Source organism: Gordonia asplenii (assembly GCF_012933505.1).
In the GTDB taxonomy this organism is placed as follows: Bacteria; Actinomycetota; Actinomycetes; order Mycobacteriales; family Mycobacteriaceae; genus Gordonia; species Gordonia asplenii.
The window spans coordinates 48,144-63,236 of sequence record NZ_JABBNB010000039.1 but is presented as its reverse complement, the minus strand read 5'-3'; the positions used below and the strand labels follow the sequence as shown (position 1 = coordinate 63,236).

13 protein-coding genes and 1 pseudogene are annotated in these 15,093 nt (G+C 66.8%); 8 read left to right on the top strand and 6 right to left on the bottom strand.

What is annotated here, in order from left to right:
- Positions 1-317: 317 nt before the first annotated feature.
- Genes HH308_RS26165 through HH308_RS26150 form a run of 4 tightly spaced genes read right to left on the bottom strand, consistent with a single transcriptional unit; the run spans position 318 to position 3,237 of the window.
- Positions 318-1,559 carry an alpha/beta hydrolase gene (locus HH308_RS26165; RefSeq protein WP_170197214.1) on the bottom strand — a complete coding sequence of 414 codons (1,242 nt, stop codon included), beginning with the start codon at positions 1,557-1,559 and terminating at the stop codon, positions 318-320.
- Complete coding sequence (locus HH308_RS26160; RefSeq protein ID WP_170197213.1) at positions 1,556-1,801, bottom strand: hypothetical protein; 246 nt, start codon at positions 1,799-1,801, stop codon at positions 1,556-1,558. The genes HH308_RS26165 and HH308_RS26160 overlap by 4 nt, the downstream gene beginning before the upstream one ends.
- Positions 1,798-2,451: a VOC family protein gene (locus tag HH308_RS26155; RefSeq protein ID WP_170197212.1), complete on the bottom strand. Its 654-nt coding sequence runs from the start codon at positions 2,449-2,451 to the stop codon at positions 1,798-1,800. The genes HH308_RS26160 and HH308_RS26155 overlap by 4 nt, the downstream gene beginning before the upstream one ends.
- A gap of 27 nt (positions 2,452-2,478) precedes the next feature.
- A complete protein-coding gene (locus HH308_RS26150) occupies positions 2,479-3,237 on the bottom strand; it encodes a maleate cis-trans isomerase family protein (RefSeq protein WP_170197211.1) in 759 nt (252 codons plus the stop codon).
- 282 nt (positions 3,238-3,519) lie between these two features.
- Here HH308_RS26150 and HH308_RS26145 point away from each other — a divergent pair, with 282 nt between their 5' ends.
- From HH308_RS26145 to HH308_RS26125, 5 genes are all read left to right on the top strand, one after another.
- On the top strand, positions 3,520-5,673 hold the full coding sequence (locus HH308_RS26145; RefSeq protein ID WP_170197210.1) for a hydantoinase/oxoprolinase family protein: 2,154 nt from the start codon (positions 3,520-3,522) through the stop codon (positions 5,671-5,673).
- Positions 5,674-5,692: 19 nt separating this feature from the next.
- Positions 5,693-8,014 (top strand): hydantoinase B/oxoprolinase family protein, encoded by a 2,322-nt coding sequence (locus HH308_RS26140; RefSeq protein WP_170197209.1) that lies wholly within the window; start codon positions 5,693-5,695, stop codon positions 8,012-8,014.
- A 289-nt stretch (positions 8,015-8,303) separates the two neighbouring features.
- On the top strand, positions 8,304-9,956 hold the full coding sequence (locus tag HH308_RS26135) for a (2,3-dihydroxybenzoyl)adenylate synthase (RefSeq protein WP_170197208.1): 1,653 nt from the start codon (positions 8,304-8,306) through the stop codon (positions 9,954-9,956).
- Positions 9,953-11,446: an FAD-dependent monooxygenase gene (locus HH308_RS26130; RefSeq protein WP_170197207.1), complete on the top strand. Its 1,494-nt coding sequence runs from the start codon at positions 9,953-9,955 to the stop codon at positions 11,444-11,446. The genes HH308_RS26135 and HH308_RS26130 overlap by 4 nt, the downstream gene beginning before the upstream one ends.
- A 5-nt stretch (positions 11,447-11,451) precedes the next feature.
- Entirely contained in the window at positions 11,452-12,183 is a 732-nt protein-coding gene (locus HH308_RS26125) for a TetR/AcrR family transcriptional regulator (protein ID WP_170197206.1), read from the top strand.
- On the opposite strand, the pseudogene HH308_RS30750 reads toward HH308_RS26125, so the two are convergent.
- Positions 12,180-12,311: pseudogene (locus HH308_RS30750) on the bottom strand (VapC toxin family PIN domain ribonuclease); the annotation flags it as partial. The gene HH308_RS26125 and the pseudogene HH308_RS30750 sit on opposite strands and share 4 nt — an antisense overlap.
- Positions 12,312-12,366: 55 nt before the next feature.
- Here HH308_RS30750 and HH308_RS26120 point away from each other — a divergent pair.
- Genes HH308_RS26120 through HH308_RS26110 form a run of 3 tightly spaced genes read left to right on the top strand, consistent with a single transcriptional unit; the run spans position 12,367 to position 14,516 of the window.
- Positions 12,367-13,371 (top strand): isopenicillin N synthase family dioxygenase, encoded by a 1,005-nt coding sequence (locus HH308_RS26120; protein WP_170197205.1) that lies wholly within the window; start codon positions 12,367-12,369, stop codon positions 13,369-13,371.
- A gap of 28 nt (positions 13,372-13,399) precedes the next feature.
- Positions 13,400-13,738, top strand: a complete 339-nt coding sequence (locus HH308_RS26115; RefSeq protein WP_170197204.1) for a DUF1801 domain-containing protein — start codon at positions 13,400-13,402, stop codon at positions 13,736-13,738.
- A 58-nt stretch (positions 13,739-13,796) separates the two neighbouring features.
- Positions 13,797-14,516, top strand: coding sequence for a hypothetical protein (locus HH308_RS26110; protein WP_170197203.1), 720 nt, complete (start codon positions 13,797-13,799; stop codon positions 14,514-14,516).
- Here HH308_RS26110 and HH308_RS26105 read toward each other — a convergent pair.
- Positions 14,492-15,091: a QsdR family transcriptional regulator gene (locus tag HH308_RS26105; RefSeq protein WP_170197202.1), complete on the bottom strand. Its 600-nt coding sequence runs from the start codon at positions 15,089-15,091 to the stop codon at positions 14,492-14,494. The two genes, HH308_RS26110 and HH308_RS26105, sit on opposite strands and share 25 nt — an antisense overlap.
- Positions 15,092-15,093 lie beyond the last annotated feature (2 nt).

Here is a 15,093-nt window from a genome sequence, read left to right as displayed (position 1 = left end):
GGGCTGCGGCGTGAGCGACGTCGACAGCATTCGGGGAGCGGTGGGTTGCGGCGCGACCGACGTCAACGGCACTCCGGGAGCAGGAACGCTCAGCGTCTCCGAATCCCTTTCCCCCGTTAGGCTTTCGGCTCACCAGCCCCCTCGTTACACCGAAGCTCGTGCCTCGCTTCGGCACTCGGGGAGCGGTGGGATGCGGCGTGAACGACATTGACGGCACTCGGGGAGCAGGCAGACGCGAGCGACAACCACGACACTCGGGGAGCAGCGGTACTCGGCGACTGCGGCCCACCGGGAGCGGACCTACATCGCCTATGGCACTACCCGAACCGTTCCTCCAGCCATCCGCCGATCTCGGCTGCCGCTAAGCTGGCTCCGCTCGGGGCGTCAGGACTGATCGGGCCGCCGAAATGGGTGCCCGCCACCCGACGATGGTCCACGTCCGCGGCTCCGAAAGCCGCCACCATCGCCTTGGCGTCGTTGGGGAAACACGCAGCGTCGCCGGTCAATTCGACGAACAGCGTCGGCGCCGTCACGCCGGGAGCGCACTTGAGGAAGTCGGCGTTGGTGGTGTTCGCCGACCACGTCGACATCCACGCCTCCGGCATCACCAATCGACCGAAGCCGACCAGGCCGTAGTTCGTGAGATCGGGGCGTCGACCGAACAGTGACCCGTAGGGGCGGTCGTTCGGGTCGATCGAGAGATCGGTGAAACGCAGGTCGGCGTCGGTGCGGTAGACGGTCAACACCCGCGGAGCCAACGACGCCCGACGATCCGCCGGATCCTGACCCGCCTTGAATCGTTTGCGCGCTTCGTCGGCGAGTCGCACCCGGGCGAGCGCCTCGGCGTCGAGCCGACGGATACGTTCGGCCTGCGCCGCGCGATACCGCTCGATGAACTCCGCGCTGTACGACGCCGGCTCCGGCGCAGGCGCGAAACCGTTTGCGGCAGAGTAGGGATCGAGATCGGGATCGATGGAGAGCGGGTCGCTCTCATCGGCGACCGACGGATCGATCAGCCGCTGCAGCAGCGCACCCTGCCCGGGATGCGGAGCCATGAAGACAGCGGCGTCCGGCACGGGCATCTCGGCACCCGCGAGATCGATCGGCCGACCCGACGGCGTCGCCGACAACCTTTCGGCGGCGGGCCGACCGGCCTGCTGATGGTAGAAGGCGAGCAGCGTTCCGCCACCCGAGTGGCCGAGGGTCACCTGGTTGTCGAAGTCGTTGTCGCGCAGGAAGACCTGCCCCGCCGCGGCGTCGAGCAATGCCTGCTCGTGGATGAGGCTCAGGTCATTGTTCGTCGACCGGGTGCCCTGCGTCCACACCGCGAAGCCGCGGGCGAGGAGTTCGGGCACCAGCACGTGGTGGGTGAGGTCCTGGCGGGGGTGCATGAGGCTGACGACGGTGCGCGCACCGGGTACGGTGCGTAGCACGCCGGTTACCTTGGCGCCGTCGGCGGTATTCAGCTCATGCGCGGAAGTGACCGTCGCCGAAGGGATTTCGGCAGATTCGATGTATCGCCCGGCGCCCAGGCGTGCCTCCGGCGCCGGGGCGCTCATCGTTGCTCCAGACACATGGCGTCCTTGTCCCACTGGGTGATTCGGGTGTCGAGCAGACCTGCGACGCTGCTGTACCACACGGCATGGCGGCAACCGGTGGCGCGACGATCGATGACTATCGGGCCGGGCGCGCTGACCTTGAAGTAGGGACCGATGCGGTCTACGGTCACGGTTTCCGCGGTCGCGGCGACGTCGACGACGGGGCGGTTCTCCGGTACGTCGAGGATCAAGACGGTGGTCATCGCGCGGACGCCTCCTCGGCTGCGGCGTCCTGCGGTACCTGCTGCGATTGCCATTCCTCGGCGCGCTTGACGATGAGCTCGGCCTTGCGGACGAGCAGTGCGTCCATCGACGGATTCGGTTGCGACACAACGTCGACGAGGGCGTCGATGGTGATGGTGGCGTCGAGATCCTCCTGCGGCGTGACCGGCCGCATCGCGCGGGTGATCTCGATCATGTAGCCGTTGGGATCGTGCGTGTAGATCGATTCGATGGTCTCGTGCTGGATCTGCATCTCCACCGGCCACCGGCTGTCGTCGAGGCGGCGGCGGTACTCCATGAGGTGCTCTTCGCTGTCGACGTGGATGGCGAGGTGGCGCGAGCGAATGAACCAGATCGGGACGTCGGCTGCGAACTTGGAGTACGAATCTCCCTGCGGCCCACCGTCGAACTCCTCCAAACCGAAGTAGTAGAAGAAGGCGAGGCGGTCGTCGTTGCCGATGTCGAAGAAGAAGTGGATGAAGTCGGGGTGCTGGTCGGGGCCCCAGCCGGCGGCACAGATCGAGTGGACGACCGGGAAGCCGAGGGTGTCACGGTAGAAGGCGACGGTGCCCGCGGGGTCGAACGTTGGGTACGCGACGTGGTCGACGCCGCGGACGAGATGGTCGGACATGTGAATCTCCTTATCGGGGAATGGTTTTCAGGCCGAGGCTGCCGAGACCAGGTCGGCGCGCAGTAGGCTGCCCGCCCCCTCGATGGTCGCGGGCAGACCGAGACCGCGCAAGATGCTGTAGGCGCCCGCGGTCGCGGCGGACAGGACGGGCAGACCGAACTCGTCCTCGGCGGGCTGGACGAGGCTCAGCGACGGCATCTGTACGCAGCAGCTGATGACCAGGGCGTCGACGTCGGTGAGGTCGAGCGACCGCGCGGCCTCCAGCACGCGGTCCCCGGGGATGCAGCCGACGTCGTTGTTGTCGGCGACCTCGAGGGCGCGCCAATCGGCGATCTCGAAGCCCTCGGCCTCCAGGTATTCGACGACCTGCTCGGCGAGCGGCCTCATATACGGCATCACCAGCGCGACGCGGTTGGCGTTGAGTGCCCGCAGTCCTTCGACGAGAGCGCCTGCGCTGGAACGGATTCGGGCTTCCGATCCGCCGGTCGCCAGCTGTTCTGCGACGGCCGACTCGACGCGCCGGTGCTCGTCCGGACCGCCGACCATGATCGCGACCAGGCATGCGTAGAGGATGACTTCCGGAGAGGCGTCGCCGATCTCCATGATGCACCGTTCACGCTGGGCGTTCATCGCGGCGAGTCCTTCCGGCGACACCCTGTGCATGCGCATCCGTGTCGAGTGGAACGAGAAGTCCTCGTGGGGATGCCGGCCGAGGATGCGGGGCATCTCGGTCTCGACGGTCACGTTGGAACTGGGGACGACCAGTCCGATGCGGTGGGGGCTCATGGGGGCCTTTCGATCGGTCGAACATTTATCTTGCGCTGACGACAATTATTCGACGCTCCGGCTCGTTAGTCAAGGGGTCGGGGCGAGAAGATGCACTGATGGCCGTCCGGTGTCGACACTTCAGGATGCCCGTCGAACAGCAATAACTGCCAGGTCGACGACTCTTCTCGGCCAATCTCGCCGAACCGCTTGACTTTCCTTGCGTAAACGTCGAATAATCATCTGCATCGTCATCAACGTGATGCGGGTCACCGTGACTCGTGAAATCGAAGGAGAGCACGCATGGCATATGTAATCGGCGTAGATGTCGGTGGAACGTTCACCGACGCCGTTCTGGACGACGGCAACGGCATGGTCGTCGCAGGTAAGGCACCGTCGACGCCGCCCGACTACTCGACGGGCGTCATGGACGTGTTGACCGTCCTGGCCGAGCAACTCGGTGAGCCGCTCGACGAGATGCTGGCCAACACCCACCACATCGCCCACGGCACCACGTCGTCGCTCAATGCGCTGGTGATGAACAAGGTCCCCGACATCGGATTCATCACCACCAAGGGACACCGCGACTCGATCTACATCATGAACGTCGAGGGACGCTACCTCGGCCGCTCGCCGGAGGATCTCCAGAACCCGATCGGACAGAGCAAGTCGCATGGGCTGGTCCGCAAGCGTCACGCACTCGAGGTCACCGAGCGCGTCGACCGGGACGGTCGCGTCATCGTCCCGCTCAACGAGGACGAAGTCCGTGAAGCAGTGAAAACTCTTGTCGCCGACGGTATTTCGGCGATCGCCGTATCGTTGCTGTGGTCTTTCCGCAATGCCTCTCACGAGCAGCGGATCCGCGAGATCGCGCACGAGGTGGATCCGTCGCTGTTCGTCGCCATTTCCAGCGAGGTCTCGCCCCGTATCCGCGAATTCGCCCGCAACGCCACCACCATCATGAGCACCCAGATCGGCCCCGGTCTGCGCGACTACCTCGGCGAACTCGAATCCAAGCTGCGCGAACACAAGCTCAACGGCCCGTTGCTGGTCATGCAGAGCAACGGAGGTGCCGTCGCCGCCGCCGAAGCTCCCGGCAACGCCATCTCCACGGTCGGTTCGGTCCTCACCGGTGGTGTGATCGGCGCCGTGTCCCTCGGCCAGCAGCTGGGCCACCGCAACGTGATCGCCACCGACGCCGGCGGCACGACCTTCCTCGCCGGCCTCATCGTCGACGGCGAGCCGGTCCGGTCGTCGACGACGATCATCAACCACCACCCGATCAACGTCCCCACCCTCGAAGTGCACGCGATCGGTTCCGGCGGCGGCGCCATCGCCTGGATCGACGCGGGCGGCAACCTGCAGATCGGCCCGCACAGCGCCCAGGCCGTCCCCGGCCCGGCGTGCTACGGAAACGGCGGCACCGAGCCCACCAACACCGATGCCAACCTGGTGCTCGGCATCATTCCCGAGCGCGGTCTGCTCGGCGGACGTCGCGCCCTCGACGTCGGCCTGGCCCGCGAAGCGATCCGCACCCGTATCGCCGAACCGCTCGGACTGTCGATCGAAGAGGCCGCCGCAGCCATCTACGAGGTGCAGAACGCCCAGACCGGTGACTTGCTGCGCAAGACCGTCGTCGAAGCCGGTCACGACCCGCGCAATTTCATCGTCTACGCATTCGGCGGTTCCGGCCCAGCTCACTGCGGGTTCTACGCGCAGGAGATCGGCGCGACCGACGTCGTCGTGCCGCTCGGTCAGGTGGCGTCGGCCTTCTCCGCCTACGGTCTCGCGTCGTCGAACATCGTGCTCGCCAAGGAGATGTCGGATCCGGCGGCGTTGCCGCTCGACCCGGCGCGCGTGCAACGCAACTTCGAAGCGCTCGAAGCCCAGGTCCGCGAACTGCTCGGCCGGCAGGGTCTGCAGTTCTCCTCGATCGACATCGAGCGCGAGATCGACATGCGGTACTCGATGCAGCTCGCCGAGGTGGCCACCCCGATCCCGGCCGGCGACCTCACCGCGCAGGAGCTGGCCGATTCGGCCGACGTGTTCGAGACCCGTTATGCCGAGCTGTACGGCAAGGACAGCGGCTTCCGCGAGGCAGGCATCCAGGCCATCACCTACCGGGTCCGCGGCACCGGCGTGCTGCCGTTCTCACCCACCCTGCCGGACCTCGCCCCGGCCGACTCGGCCGACGCGTCGGTCGCGCTGACCGGCACTCGCAAGGTGTGCATGGGCGCACGTCGCGGCTACGTCGACACCGACATCTACGACTACACCAAACTGCGCGCAGGTCACGTTCTGCGCGGCCCGGCGGTCATCGAGGTTCCCACCACGACCGTCGTCGTCCCGCACGACACCACCGGCACCATCGACCGGCTCGGCAACCTGCATATCGCCGTCGACCGTCCCGACACCGACATCACGGCCGTCGCCGACGCCGCCCTGGCCCACGCCTGAGACACAGGAGAGCACTGACATGACCGCACCCATCCCCGGCTCAGAGATCTTCTCCAGCCGCCCGCTCGATCCCGCCGAACTCGCCCGCGCCGTCGGCGCACACGTTCCGCTGCACACCGTCACCCAGGAGCAGATCGACGCCGTCGACCCGCTCACCTACGAGGTCATCCGCCACCGCCTGTGGTCGGTCACCGACGAGATGGGCGAAGCGCTCAAGCGCATGTCCGGCTCGCCGATCGTCACCGACGCGAACGACTTCGACTTCGCCGTCAGCGACGAGGTCGGCCAGGAAGTCCAGGTTGGCCTGTACAACACGATGCTCGTCGGCGCCGTCGACCTCGCCATCTACTGGACCCTGAAGAACCGCTCGGACAACCCCGGCATCGCCGAGGGCGACATGTTCCTCTGCAACGACCCGTGGGTAGGCGGCGGTCTGCACCAGAGCGACGTGATCGTCTATCAGCCGATCTTCCACGACGGCAAACTGTTCGCCTGGACGTCGGCCATCTGCCACGAACCCGACCTCGGCGGATCGGGCCTGGGCTCCTTCGATCCGGCGGCCAAGGACGTCTTTTCCGAGTCGCTCCCGACGCCGCCGATCAAGGTGGTCCGCGACCACGTCCTGCAGCGCGACGTCGCCGACGCCTGGACCCGCCGCTCCCGCGTCCCGATGCTCGTCGGCCTGGACCTGCGCGCCAAGATCGGCGCCAACACCGTCGGCCGCAACCGACTGCTCGCCGTCATCGAGCAGTACGGCGCCGACACCGTCAAGGCCGTCATGAAGCGCATGATGGACGACGCCGAGGGCCGCCTGCGCAACAAGCTGACGTCGTTGCCCGACGGCACCTGGAAGGCCACCGGCTACCAGGACCAGGCGGCGGTCGGTGACCGTGGCCTGCACAAGATCACCGTCGCGATGACCAAGTCGGAGGATCATCTGACCTTCGACTTCACCGGCACCGACCCGCAGACCGGCGTCATCAACTGCACCTACGCCGGCATGCGCGGCGGCGTGATGCTGGCCCTGCTGCCGATCCTCGCCGGCGACATCCCCTGGTCGGCGGGCGGTCTGATGCGCTGCTTCGAGCTGATCTCGGAGGAGGGGACCATCAACAACGCGACCTTCCCGGCGGCCGTCAGCCGCGGACCGATCGGGCCCGCTTGGCTGACCGGCAACCTCATCGCCGAATGTCTCGCGCAGATGCTCGACCAGGACATCGAACTCGGCAAGAACGTCCAGGCGTCGTGCTGCGGCACCTGGGACACCGCGGTGGTCGCGGGTCTCGACGAGCGCGGCGAGCAGCCCGTTCCGTTCCTCAACATCATGATGGAGCCGATGGCCGGCGGTTACGGCGCTCGCCCGGTCGCCGACGGCATGGACACCGGTGGTCTGTTCTGCATCCCGATGGGTCGCATCCCGGACACCGAGATGACCGAATTCCTCTACCCGCTGCTGACCCTGTGGCGCCGGGAAGAGCCCGACTCCGGCGGCCCCGGCCGCATGCGCGGCGGCGTGAGCGCGTCGCTCGCGGTCACCCCGTACGGCAGCAGCCTGCCGATGGGACTCGTGTTCGCGTCGGCCGGTAAAGCGGTCGCCCAGAACGGCGGACTCGCAGGCGGACTCCCCGGCAACACCGGGCTGGAGATCCTCGCTCGCGACTCGGGAGTCCAGGAGTTGCTGGCATCGGGGCAGGTCCCGGGCTCGCTCGACGATCTGAACGGCACCAAGGAGACCGGCGCCTGCTACGCGGAAAGCTACCTCGCCCCCGGCGAAGTGCTCTACATGCACTGGCAGGGTGGCGGCGGCTACGGTGACCCGTTGCGCCGCGACCCGGCGTCGGTGGCCGCCGACGTCGTCAACGGCAAGGTGACCGTCGACGGTGCGCTGCGGAACTACGGCGTCGTCGTCGATGGCGATCAGCTCGACGCCGACGCGACGGTCGAGCGTCGAGACGCGTTGCTCACGCAGCGTCGGGAACGCTCCGCTGTTCCGGCATCGCAGGACGCCAAGGTCGATCTGACGGGCGCCCGCCGCGTCGACGACAACCTCGCGCAGGTCACCGTCGGCGACGCCAAGGTGATCGCCTGTGCGCACTGCGGCCGGATCCTCGGTGACACCAAGTCGGGCAAGCTGTCGCTGGCACACTACGAAGGACCGTCGAGCGAGGCCGGACCGCAGGTCACCTCCGCGCCCGGCGAGTACGTCGACGCCGACGTCGTGTTCCGTCAGCAGTGCTGCCCGGGCTGCTTCACCGCGGTGTACTCAGGCATCGTGCCCTCCGACCACCCCGACCACATCGGCGAGCTGACCAGTCTGCTCACCGCCGCGCCGTCGCACTGACCCTGGTTGAGCGAGCGGACTACCTCCGCTGGTTGAGCGGGCGGACCATCTCCGTTGGTTGAGCGAGCGGACTACTTCCGCTGGTTGAGCGAGCGGACCACTTCAGCTGGTTGAGCGAGCGGAGCGAGTCGAAACCCCGCAACCCGACGATCCGAAGCCGGACACCGGGGGTTTCGACACGGAACTTCGCTAGCGCTTCGTCCCGGCTCAACCGGCGGGGGTGGGGACTTCGCTAGCGCTTCGTCCCGGCCTCAACCGGCGGAAACTACGTCAAATAGAGGAGAACAACGTGAATGCATTCGATTGGGACGGCCGTCTCGTGTCGTACCCGGCCGAACGCGCGCAGGCTTACCGCGCCAGCGGCGAGTGGAGTGAAGTACCGACCGGTGGGCGGCTCCACGAGTCGGCACTCCGGTTCGGTGATCGCACCGCGCTGATCACCGCCGAGGCGACCTTCACCTACCGTGAACTCGACGAGCGGACCGACCAGATCGCCGCGGCATTCGGCCGGGTCGGGCTGCGCCGAGGTGACCCGGTCATCTTCCAGGTGACCAACCGCGCGGCGACCGTCCTCGCCTGGTACGGCTGCCTCAAGGCCGGGCTCGTCCCGGTGGCGACGCTGTCCCAACATCGGATGCACGAGATCGGCCACATCAGCCGCAAGGTCGGGGCCGTCGGGCACATCGTCGAAGCCGGACTGTCGTTCGACCTCGTCCGGTTCGCCCGGGAGGTGGCCGACGGTCACCCGACGATGCGCCACCTGTTCACCATTGGAGGTGAGTCCGGAATCGACGACCTCGGCCTCGACATCCCGCCCACCGAGGCTCGTGAATTCGTGGAAAGCATTGAGGCGCAAACTGATTCGGAAGACGTCGCAGTCTTTCAGCTGTCCGGCGGCACCACCGGCGTGCCGAAGGTGATCCCGCGGATCCACGCCGAATACTGGAACAACGCACTGTTCTATGCCCGGGCGCTCGGCTGGACCGAGGACTCGACGGTCGCGCACCTCATTCCGGTGATCCACAACGCGGGCATCAGCTGCGCTCTGCACGCGACGCACGCCGTCGGGGCGACGCTTGTGTTGGCCAACCCCGACGCCGGACCCGCCTTCGAGTTGATGGCCCGCAGCGACGTGACCGACGTCCTCATCGGACACGGGCACTACCAGGCGGTCCAGACATCCGCGTTCGACGCTGTGCTTCCGACCCTTCGGCACACGGTGCTCTCCGGCGCCAAGGTGTCGCCGGAACTGTTCGCCCGCGTCGATACCGGACGCTGGGCCGGGCAGATGTTCGGCATGTCGGAGGGGATGTTCCTGGTCACGCCCCTCGACGCTCCCGCGTCGGCCCGCGCGTCCACCGTCGGCGTGCCGATCGCCAAGTCGGACGAGATCCGCATCATCGACCCGGGCACTGAACAACAGCTGCCCGACGGCGAGGTCGGCGAGCTGTGCTGCCGCGGGCCGTACACGATTCCCGGCTACTTCGACGCTCCCGATCACAACGTCGACGCGTTCACCTCCGACGGCTTCTACCGCACCGGCGATCTCGCGGCGTGGCACGAGTTCGACGGCCGGCGCTACCTCGCCATCGAGGGCCGCATCAAGGACCTCATCAACCGCGGTGGTGAGAAGGTCAACGCCGAGGAGGTCGAGTTGCTGCTGATGCAGCACCCGGCGATCGCGTCGGCCGCTGTCGTCGCGGCACCCGACGAGCGGCTCGGCGAGCGCGCGTGTGCCTACCTGGTGGCGAGCAACGGAACCGAGCTGACCATGGTGCAGATCCAGGAGCACATGGACTCGCTCGGCGTCGCCAAATTCAAATGGCCCGAACGGCTCGTGTGGGTGCCCGAACTGCCCCGCACCAATGTCGGCAAAGTCAACAAGAAGAGCCTGCGTGCCGACGTCGTCGCGCGCGTCGAGGCGGAAAGAGCGCAGTCATGAAACTCGACACGATCGCCGTCCTCGGCGGCGGCCCCGGTGGCCTGTACGCCGCGCGGTTGCTCAAGAAGAGTCACCCCGACGCCACGGTCACCGTCTACGAGCAGGGTGTTGGAGACCAGACCTTCGGATTCGGCGTCGGACTCGCCTCGCGGACCCAGCGCAACCTGCGCGACGCCGACGAGGCGTCGCTGTCCGCCATCGTCGACGCCGCGCTGCCGCACGAGATGTCGATGAAGGTCGGCGACGACGAAGTGCGGCTGGCCCACGGTGAACTGCTCGCCATCGGCCGCGCGACGCTGCTGTCGGTACTTCAGCGCTTCGCCGTCGAAGCCGGCGTCGAACTGCGATTCGGTGAACGGCGCGCGGTTACTGAAGTCGACGCCGATCTGATCGTGGCGGCCGACGGTATCAACAGTGCGACGCGCACGGCGTCGGCCGATCAGTTCCGGCCGAGCATCGTCGAAGGCGAGGGGCTGTATCTGTGGTGCGGCACCGACTTTCAGCTGCCCAGCGCGGTGTTCACGCCGGCCACCACCGAGCACGGAACCTTTGTGGCGCACGCGTATCCCTATGCGGCGGACCGCAGTACGTTCCTCATCGAGACCGACGAGCAGACCTGGAAGCGTGCCGGATTCGACGTCTCGACCGAACAGACGCCCGCCGGTGAGACCGACCAGACGTCGCTGGACTATCTGCAGGAGGCGTTCGCCGAACCGTTGCACGGGCACAAGCTGATCGGCAACCGGACCAAGTGGCTGCGGTTTCGGACGGTGCGCTGCGAATCGTGGCACGCGGGCAACGTCGTGCTGCTGGGCGACGCCGCGCACACCGCGCACTACTCGATCGGGTCGGGTACCAAGCTCGCGATGGAAGACGCGATCGCGCTGGATCGGGCACTGCTCGCCAATGACGATCTGGAGTCGGCGTTTGCCGCCTACGAGGTGGAACGACGTCCCGCCGTCGAGCATCTGCAGTCCATCGCCGAGCGGTCGATGGTGTGGTGGGACGAGTTCCCGTATCGCATCGACATGCCGGTGGCGCAGCTGATGATCGGCTACATGACCCGCGCCGGGAAGGTGTCGCTGGAACGCTTCGCCGAGACCGCCCAGACCATCGTGCGCGACGGCCTGGCGGCCTTCGCCGGCTGCGCCGCCGCCGACGTCCCGGCGTCGAGCGAGGTCACCGAGTGGGTGCTCACGCAGGCTCAGTCGGTCCCGGAGTCGGCGGTCGACGTCGAGGTCGGCGACCGGCCGTGGAGCGTCGAGGTGCGCAAACTGCTCGCCGATCTGCCCCTATCCGACGCCTACCGGCTCACCGGGTCCGACGAACGCGAAGCCGTGCTCGACCGTCTCGATGTGGCGGAGTTGATTCGACGCCGGGGCGCGTCCGTCGTCGTGGAGGTGCCCGCCGAACTGCGCGCGGATGCCGCGGCCGCGGTCGCGAGTGAGCGCGTCGACGGTGTGGTGTTCACCGGTGCCGGGTTAACGTAGTCGCCATGACCTCGGACGTTGGGGAACCGACACCGGCAGCCCCCGGCAAACGCCGGGGGCGTCCGCGTGTGCGGCATGAGCTGGTGGAACGTGAGATCAAGGAGAACGCCGCACGGTTGTTCGCCGAGCGCGGCGTGGCGGGCACGACGCTGCAGGACATCGCCGACGCCACCGGAATGACACGCCAGGCCGTGTACCACTACGTCACGAACAAGGACGAACTGTTCGCGCAGTTGGTCGCCGAGATCGCCGAGGAACCGGCGCAGCTGCTGCACCAGATCAACGCGATGGCTCAGCTGCCGCCGCGGGAGAAGCTCCGTCAGATGGCGAAATTCATTGCGCTGCACCAGATGTCGAGCGCGGACAAGTTCCGGCTGATGATCCGCTCGGAGGCCGACCTCCCCGAGGAACTCGCGCGGACCTACAGCGCCAGCCGGCGAAGCGTCTTGAAAGAGCTGATCGCCGTGATCCGCGACGGCATTCGGGTCGGCTCATTCCGGGAAACCGACCCGCGGACCGCGGCACTGGGGATCGTCGGGATGTTGAACTGGGTCGCGTGGTGGTATCACCCCGGCGACGACGAGAAGGCCGCGGCGTCGGAGCTGGCCGAGATGGCCGTGCAGTCGGTTAGCGCCGATTCGTCGAGGGCGGCGTCGGCGCCGAGCGTGCCGCGGCTGCTCAAGAGCATGGAGTCAGACCTGGGCCAGTTGAAGCGGATGTTGGGCGGGGAAGAGTGATATGCACCTTCGATCCATCGCCATATCGATTTAGGCACCGGGACGTCGGGATAGACATCGGTGAACATCAGACTCATCTGGTCGAACTCTGCGGCAGACCTGGACGACCGCCGAAACTCGGCCCGTTCTCCGCGTTTGCGGGCATCGAGACGGGCTGACTCCCGGACTCGCTAACGTTGAGTCATGTCTGATCGTGACCTTCCGCTCCTCGACATCGCCGACCTCGACGCCGGCCCCGACGCGGCTCGCCGGTTCCGGGAGAAGCTGCGCGAGGCCACCCACGAGGTGGGGTTCTTCCATCTTCGCCACCGCATCCCGACGCCGGTCACCGACGAACTCTTCGACGTCACGCGTGCCTTCTTCGCCCTGCCCGAGCAGGACAAACTCGCCGTCGAGATGACCAAGAGTCCATGGTTTCGGGGTTACACCCGTACCGGCGGCGAATACACCCAGGGCTCACCCGACTGGCGCGAACAGATCGACATCGGCAGCGAACGACGCCCCAACACGGTGATCGAGCCCGCCTATCTGCGCCTCGACGGCCCCAACCAGTGGCCCGCCGCGCTGCCGCGGCTACGGCCGGTCATCGACGCTTGGATCGAGCGACTCAGCGCGTTGGGCGACCGCCTGGTCCGCGAATGGTCGGTCGCCCTCGGTGCCTCGCCCGACCACTTCGACGCCACCTTCGACCACCCGTCGATCCTGCTCAAGCTGGTCCGCTACCCCAGCCAGGTCGACGTCGGGCAGGGCGCCGCGGGACAGGGCGTCGGTGCGCACAAAGATCCCGGCATCCTCACTCTGCTCCTCGTCGAACCGGGCAAGGGTGGCTTGCAGGTGCAGCGCGACGACGACTGGTTCGACGTCCCGCCCGTCGACGACGCCTTCGTCGGCAACATCGGCGAACTCCTCGAAGTGGCCACCGACGGCTATCTGCGCGCGACCAAACATCGGGTCGTGTCACCGGTCGCCGGGTCGGAGCGTTTGTCGATTCCGTTCTTCTTCAACCCCGGGCTCGACGCCGAGGTCCCCCGCATCGACCTGCCCGCCGACCTCGCCGTCCGAGCACGCGGCGTCGAACAAGACGCGTCGAATGTCCTCGGTTCCCGCTACGGTGAAAACCTGCTCAAAGCCCGGTTACGCGCGCACCCCGACGTCGCAGCGATTCATCATGCAGACTTGGTCGGGTAGTGCACGACTTCCGGGAGGCTTGATCTGAATGTTCGGTAAGAAGGGCGACGCCGCCGTACTCGCGAAACTCCATGACGTTCCACCTCCGTACCGCGAGATCGGCGAGCAGCTGCACGCGATCATCCGCGAATGTGCGCCGTCGCTGGAGCCGATCGTCCGATGGGGACTGCCGTTCTACGTCCGCGACGGCAAGGACGTCTGCTACATCAAACCCGACAAGGACTTCATCGCCTTCGGATTCGGTGAGGTGAGCAATCCGTCGGTCTCCGACGACGCCGACATGCATCCCGTCGCGTGGACGTTCACCGCATTCGGCCCGCAGGCCCAGGCACGCGTGCGGGAACTGGTGACCAAGGCAGGCGGGTAACGCGCCGACGGCGTCGAATTGTCGGGCGCGGTGGCTCGGCGACGGCGATGATGGTCGGGTGACTCCCGACGATCAATACGCGAAATGGCTCGACACCTACACCAGCTTGCTCATCGCGGAGCTCGATGCCCGCGATTTCGATATCAAGCCCGATGTGGCGCGCGAGTTCATCGAATCGACTATCTCGATGATCGCGACCACGACCGGGACGTCGGAGCGTGAGGCGCGGCTGAGTATCACCGAGACCGCGGTGTCGGCGTGGGCGACGATGCTGATCGAAGAGGACACCGAAGACGGTGACTTCGTCGCGGTCTCCGGTGTCCTGTTCGCGGCGCTGCAGACTTGGGCGAGCACAGTGCTTCCGATTGTCGAGGCACTGCGGGAGTCCGGCGCGCAAGACGTGCCGTTCGACGCCGCGTTCGACATTGCCGAGATCATCAGCCTCGTCGAGGCTGGATTCTTGATTGACGCGGATTTCGTTGGCGCACTGGAGCTTTCGTTGCCCGCGGACGAGGCGCACAGTCTGCTGGCGGAGCTGAGCATCGTCAACGAGTGGGTGGGCTCGCCCGCCCTTGCGGCGAAACTGTCCGAACTCGACGCGGAGCTCGACCTGCCGGAGGCGCTCAGCGATCCGGCGGGCGAGACGTCGCTGGCCGACCTCGCCGGTCATCTCGCGGACCTCGGGCGCAATGTCGTAACGGGCCTCGACACCTACCACCGACATCTCGGTCAGGACGTCCAAGCCGTCTTACACTATGACGATCTCGAGGAAGCGTAGTCCGGGGGAGTGTAGTCGGCGTCGCCGAGCAGGGCTGCGATCGCGATGGCGGCCTTGGTCGCGTCGGGCTGCTCGCCGGTGATCAGGTCCGCGTAGATGAACGACTCGGCGACCCGGGTGATGAGGTACGCCAGGTCATGAGCGGACATGCGGTGCTGCAGGTTTCCGCGGTCCAATTCTTGTTGCACCAGCTTTTCCACGGCGCTGACCAGTCCGCTCTGCAGGGTGCTGGCCTTGGTGGTGAGTACCCGTAGCGCGCGCTCCGGTTCACGCCGCAGAAAGGTCCGGAAGTAGGGGGCGTCGATCAGCGCCTGGCTGAATGCGCCGGTGGTGTCGGCGATGCGGGCGGCGCCGATATTCGTCGTTTCCTCGAGTGCGCCGCGGAACGTCGGCTCGGACAGCGACCACATGACGGTTTCGAGAAGTTGTTCGCGGTTGCCGACCCAGCGGAACAGCGTCGACCGGTCGACACCGAGTTCGGCCGCCAGCTTCTGCAGATCGATCTTGTCGCCGGCAAAGAAATGTCGACGCGCGGTGGCGATCGCCAGTTCTTTGCCATCATTGTGGCCAGCCATAG

Bases quoted from the DNA above. Each gene is read 5' to 3' on its own strand.
- HH308_RS26165 (WP_170197214.1), bottom strand. From the start codon at position 1,559: ATGAGCGCCCCGGCGCCGGAGGCACGCCTGGGCGCCGGGCGATACATC.
- HH308_RS26160 (WP_170197213.1), bottom strand. From the start codon at position 1,801: ATGACCACCGTCTTGATCCTCGACGTACCGGAGAACCGCCCCGTCGTC.
- HH308_RS26155 (WP_170197212.1), bottom strand. From the start codon at position 2,451: ATGTCCGACCATCTCGTCCGCGGCGTCGACCACGTCGCGTACCCAACG.
- HH308_RS26150 (WP_170197211.1), bottom strand. From the start codon at position 3,237: ATGAGCCCCCACCGCATCGGACTGGTCGTCCCCAGTTCCAACGTGACC.
- HH308_RS26145 (WP_170197210.1), top strand. From the start codon at position 3,520: ATGGCATATGTAATCGGCGTAGATGTCGGTGGAACGTTCACCGACGCC.
- HH308_RS26140 (WP_170197209.1), top strand. From the start codon at position 5,693: ATGACCGCACCCATCCCCGGCTCAGAGATCTTCTCCAGCCGCCCGCTC.
- HH308_RS26130 (WP_170197207.1), top strand. From the start codon at position 9,953: ATGAAACTCGACACGATCGCCGTCCTCGGCGGCGGCCCCGGTGGCCTG.
- HH308_RS26125 (WP_170197206.1), top strand. From the start codon at position 11,452: ATGACCTCGGACGTTGGGGAACCGACACCGGCAGCCCCCGGCAAACGC.
- HH308_RS26120 (WP_170197205.1), top strand. From the start codon at position 12,367: ATGTCTGATCGTGACCTTCCGCTCCTCGACATCGCCGACCTCGACGCC.
- HH308_RS26115 (WP_170197204.1), top strand. From the start codon at position 13,400: ATGTTCGGTAAGAAGGGCGACGCCGCCGTACTCGCGAAACTCCATGAC.
- HH308_RS26105 (WP_170197202.1), bottom strand. From the start codon at position 15,091: ATGGCTGGCCACAATGATGGCAAAGAACTGGCGATCGCCACCGCGCGT.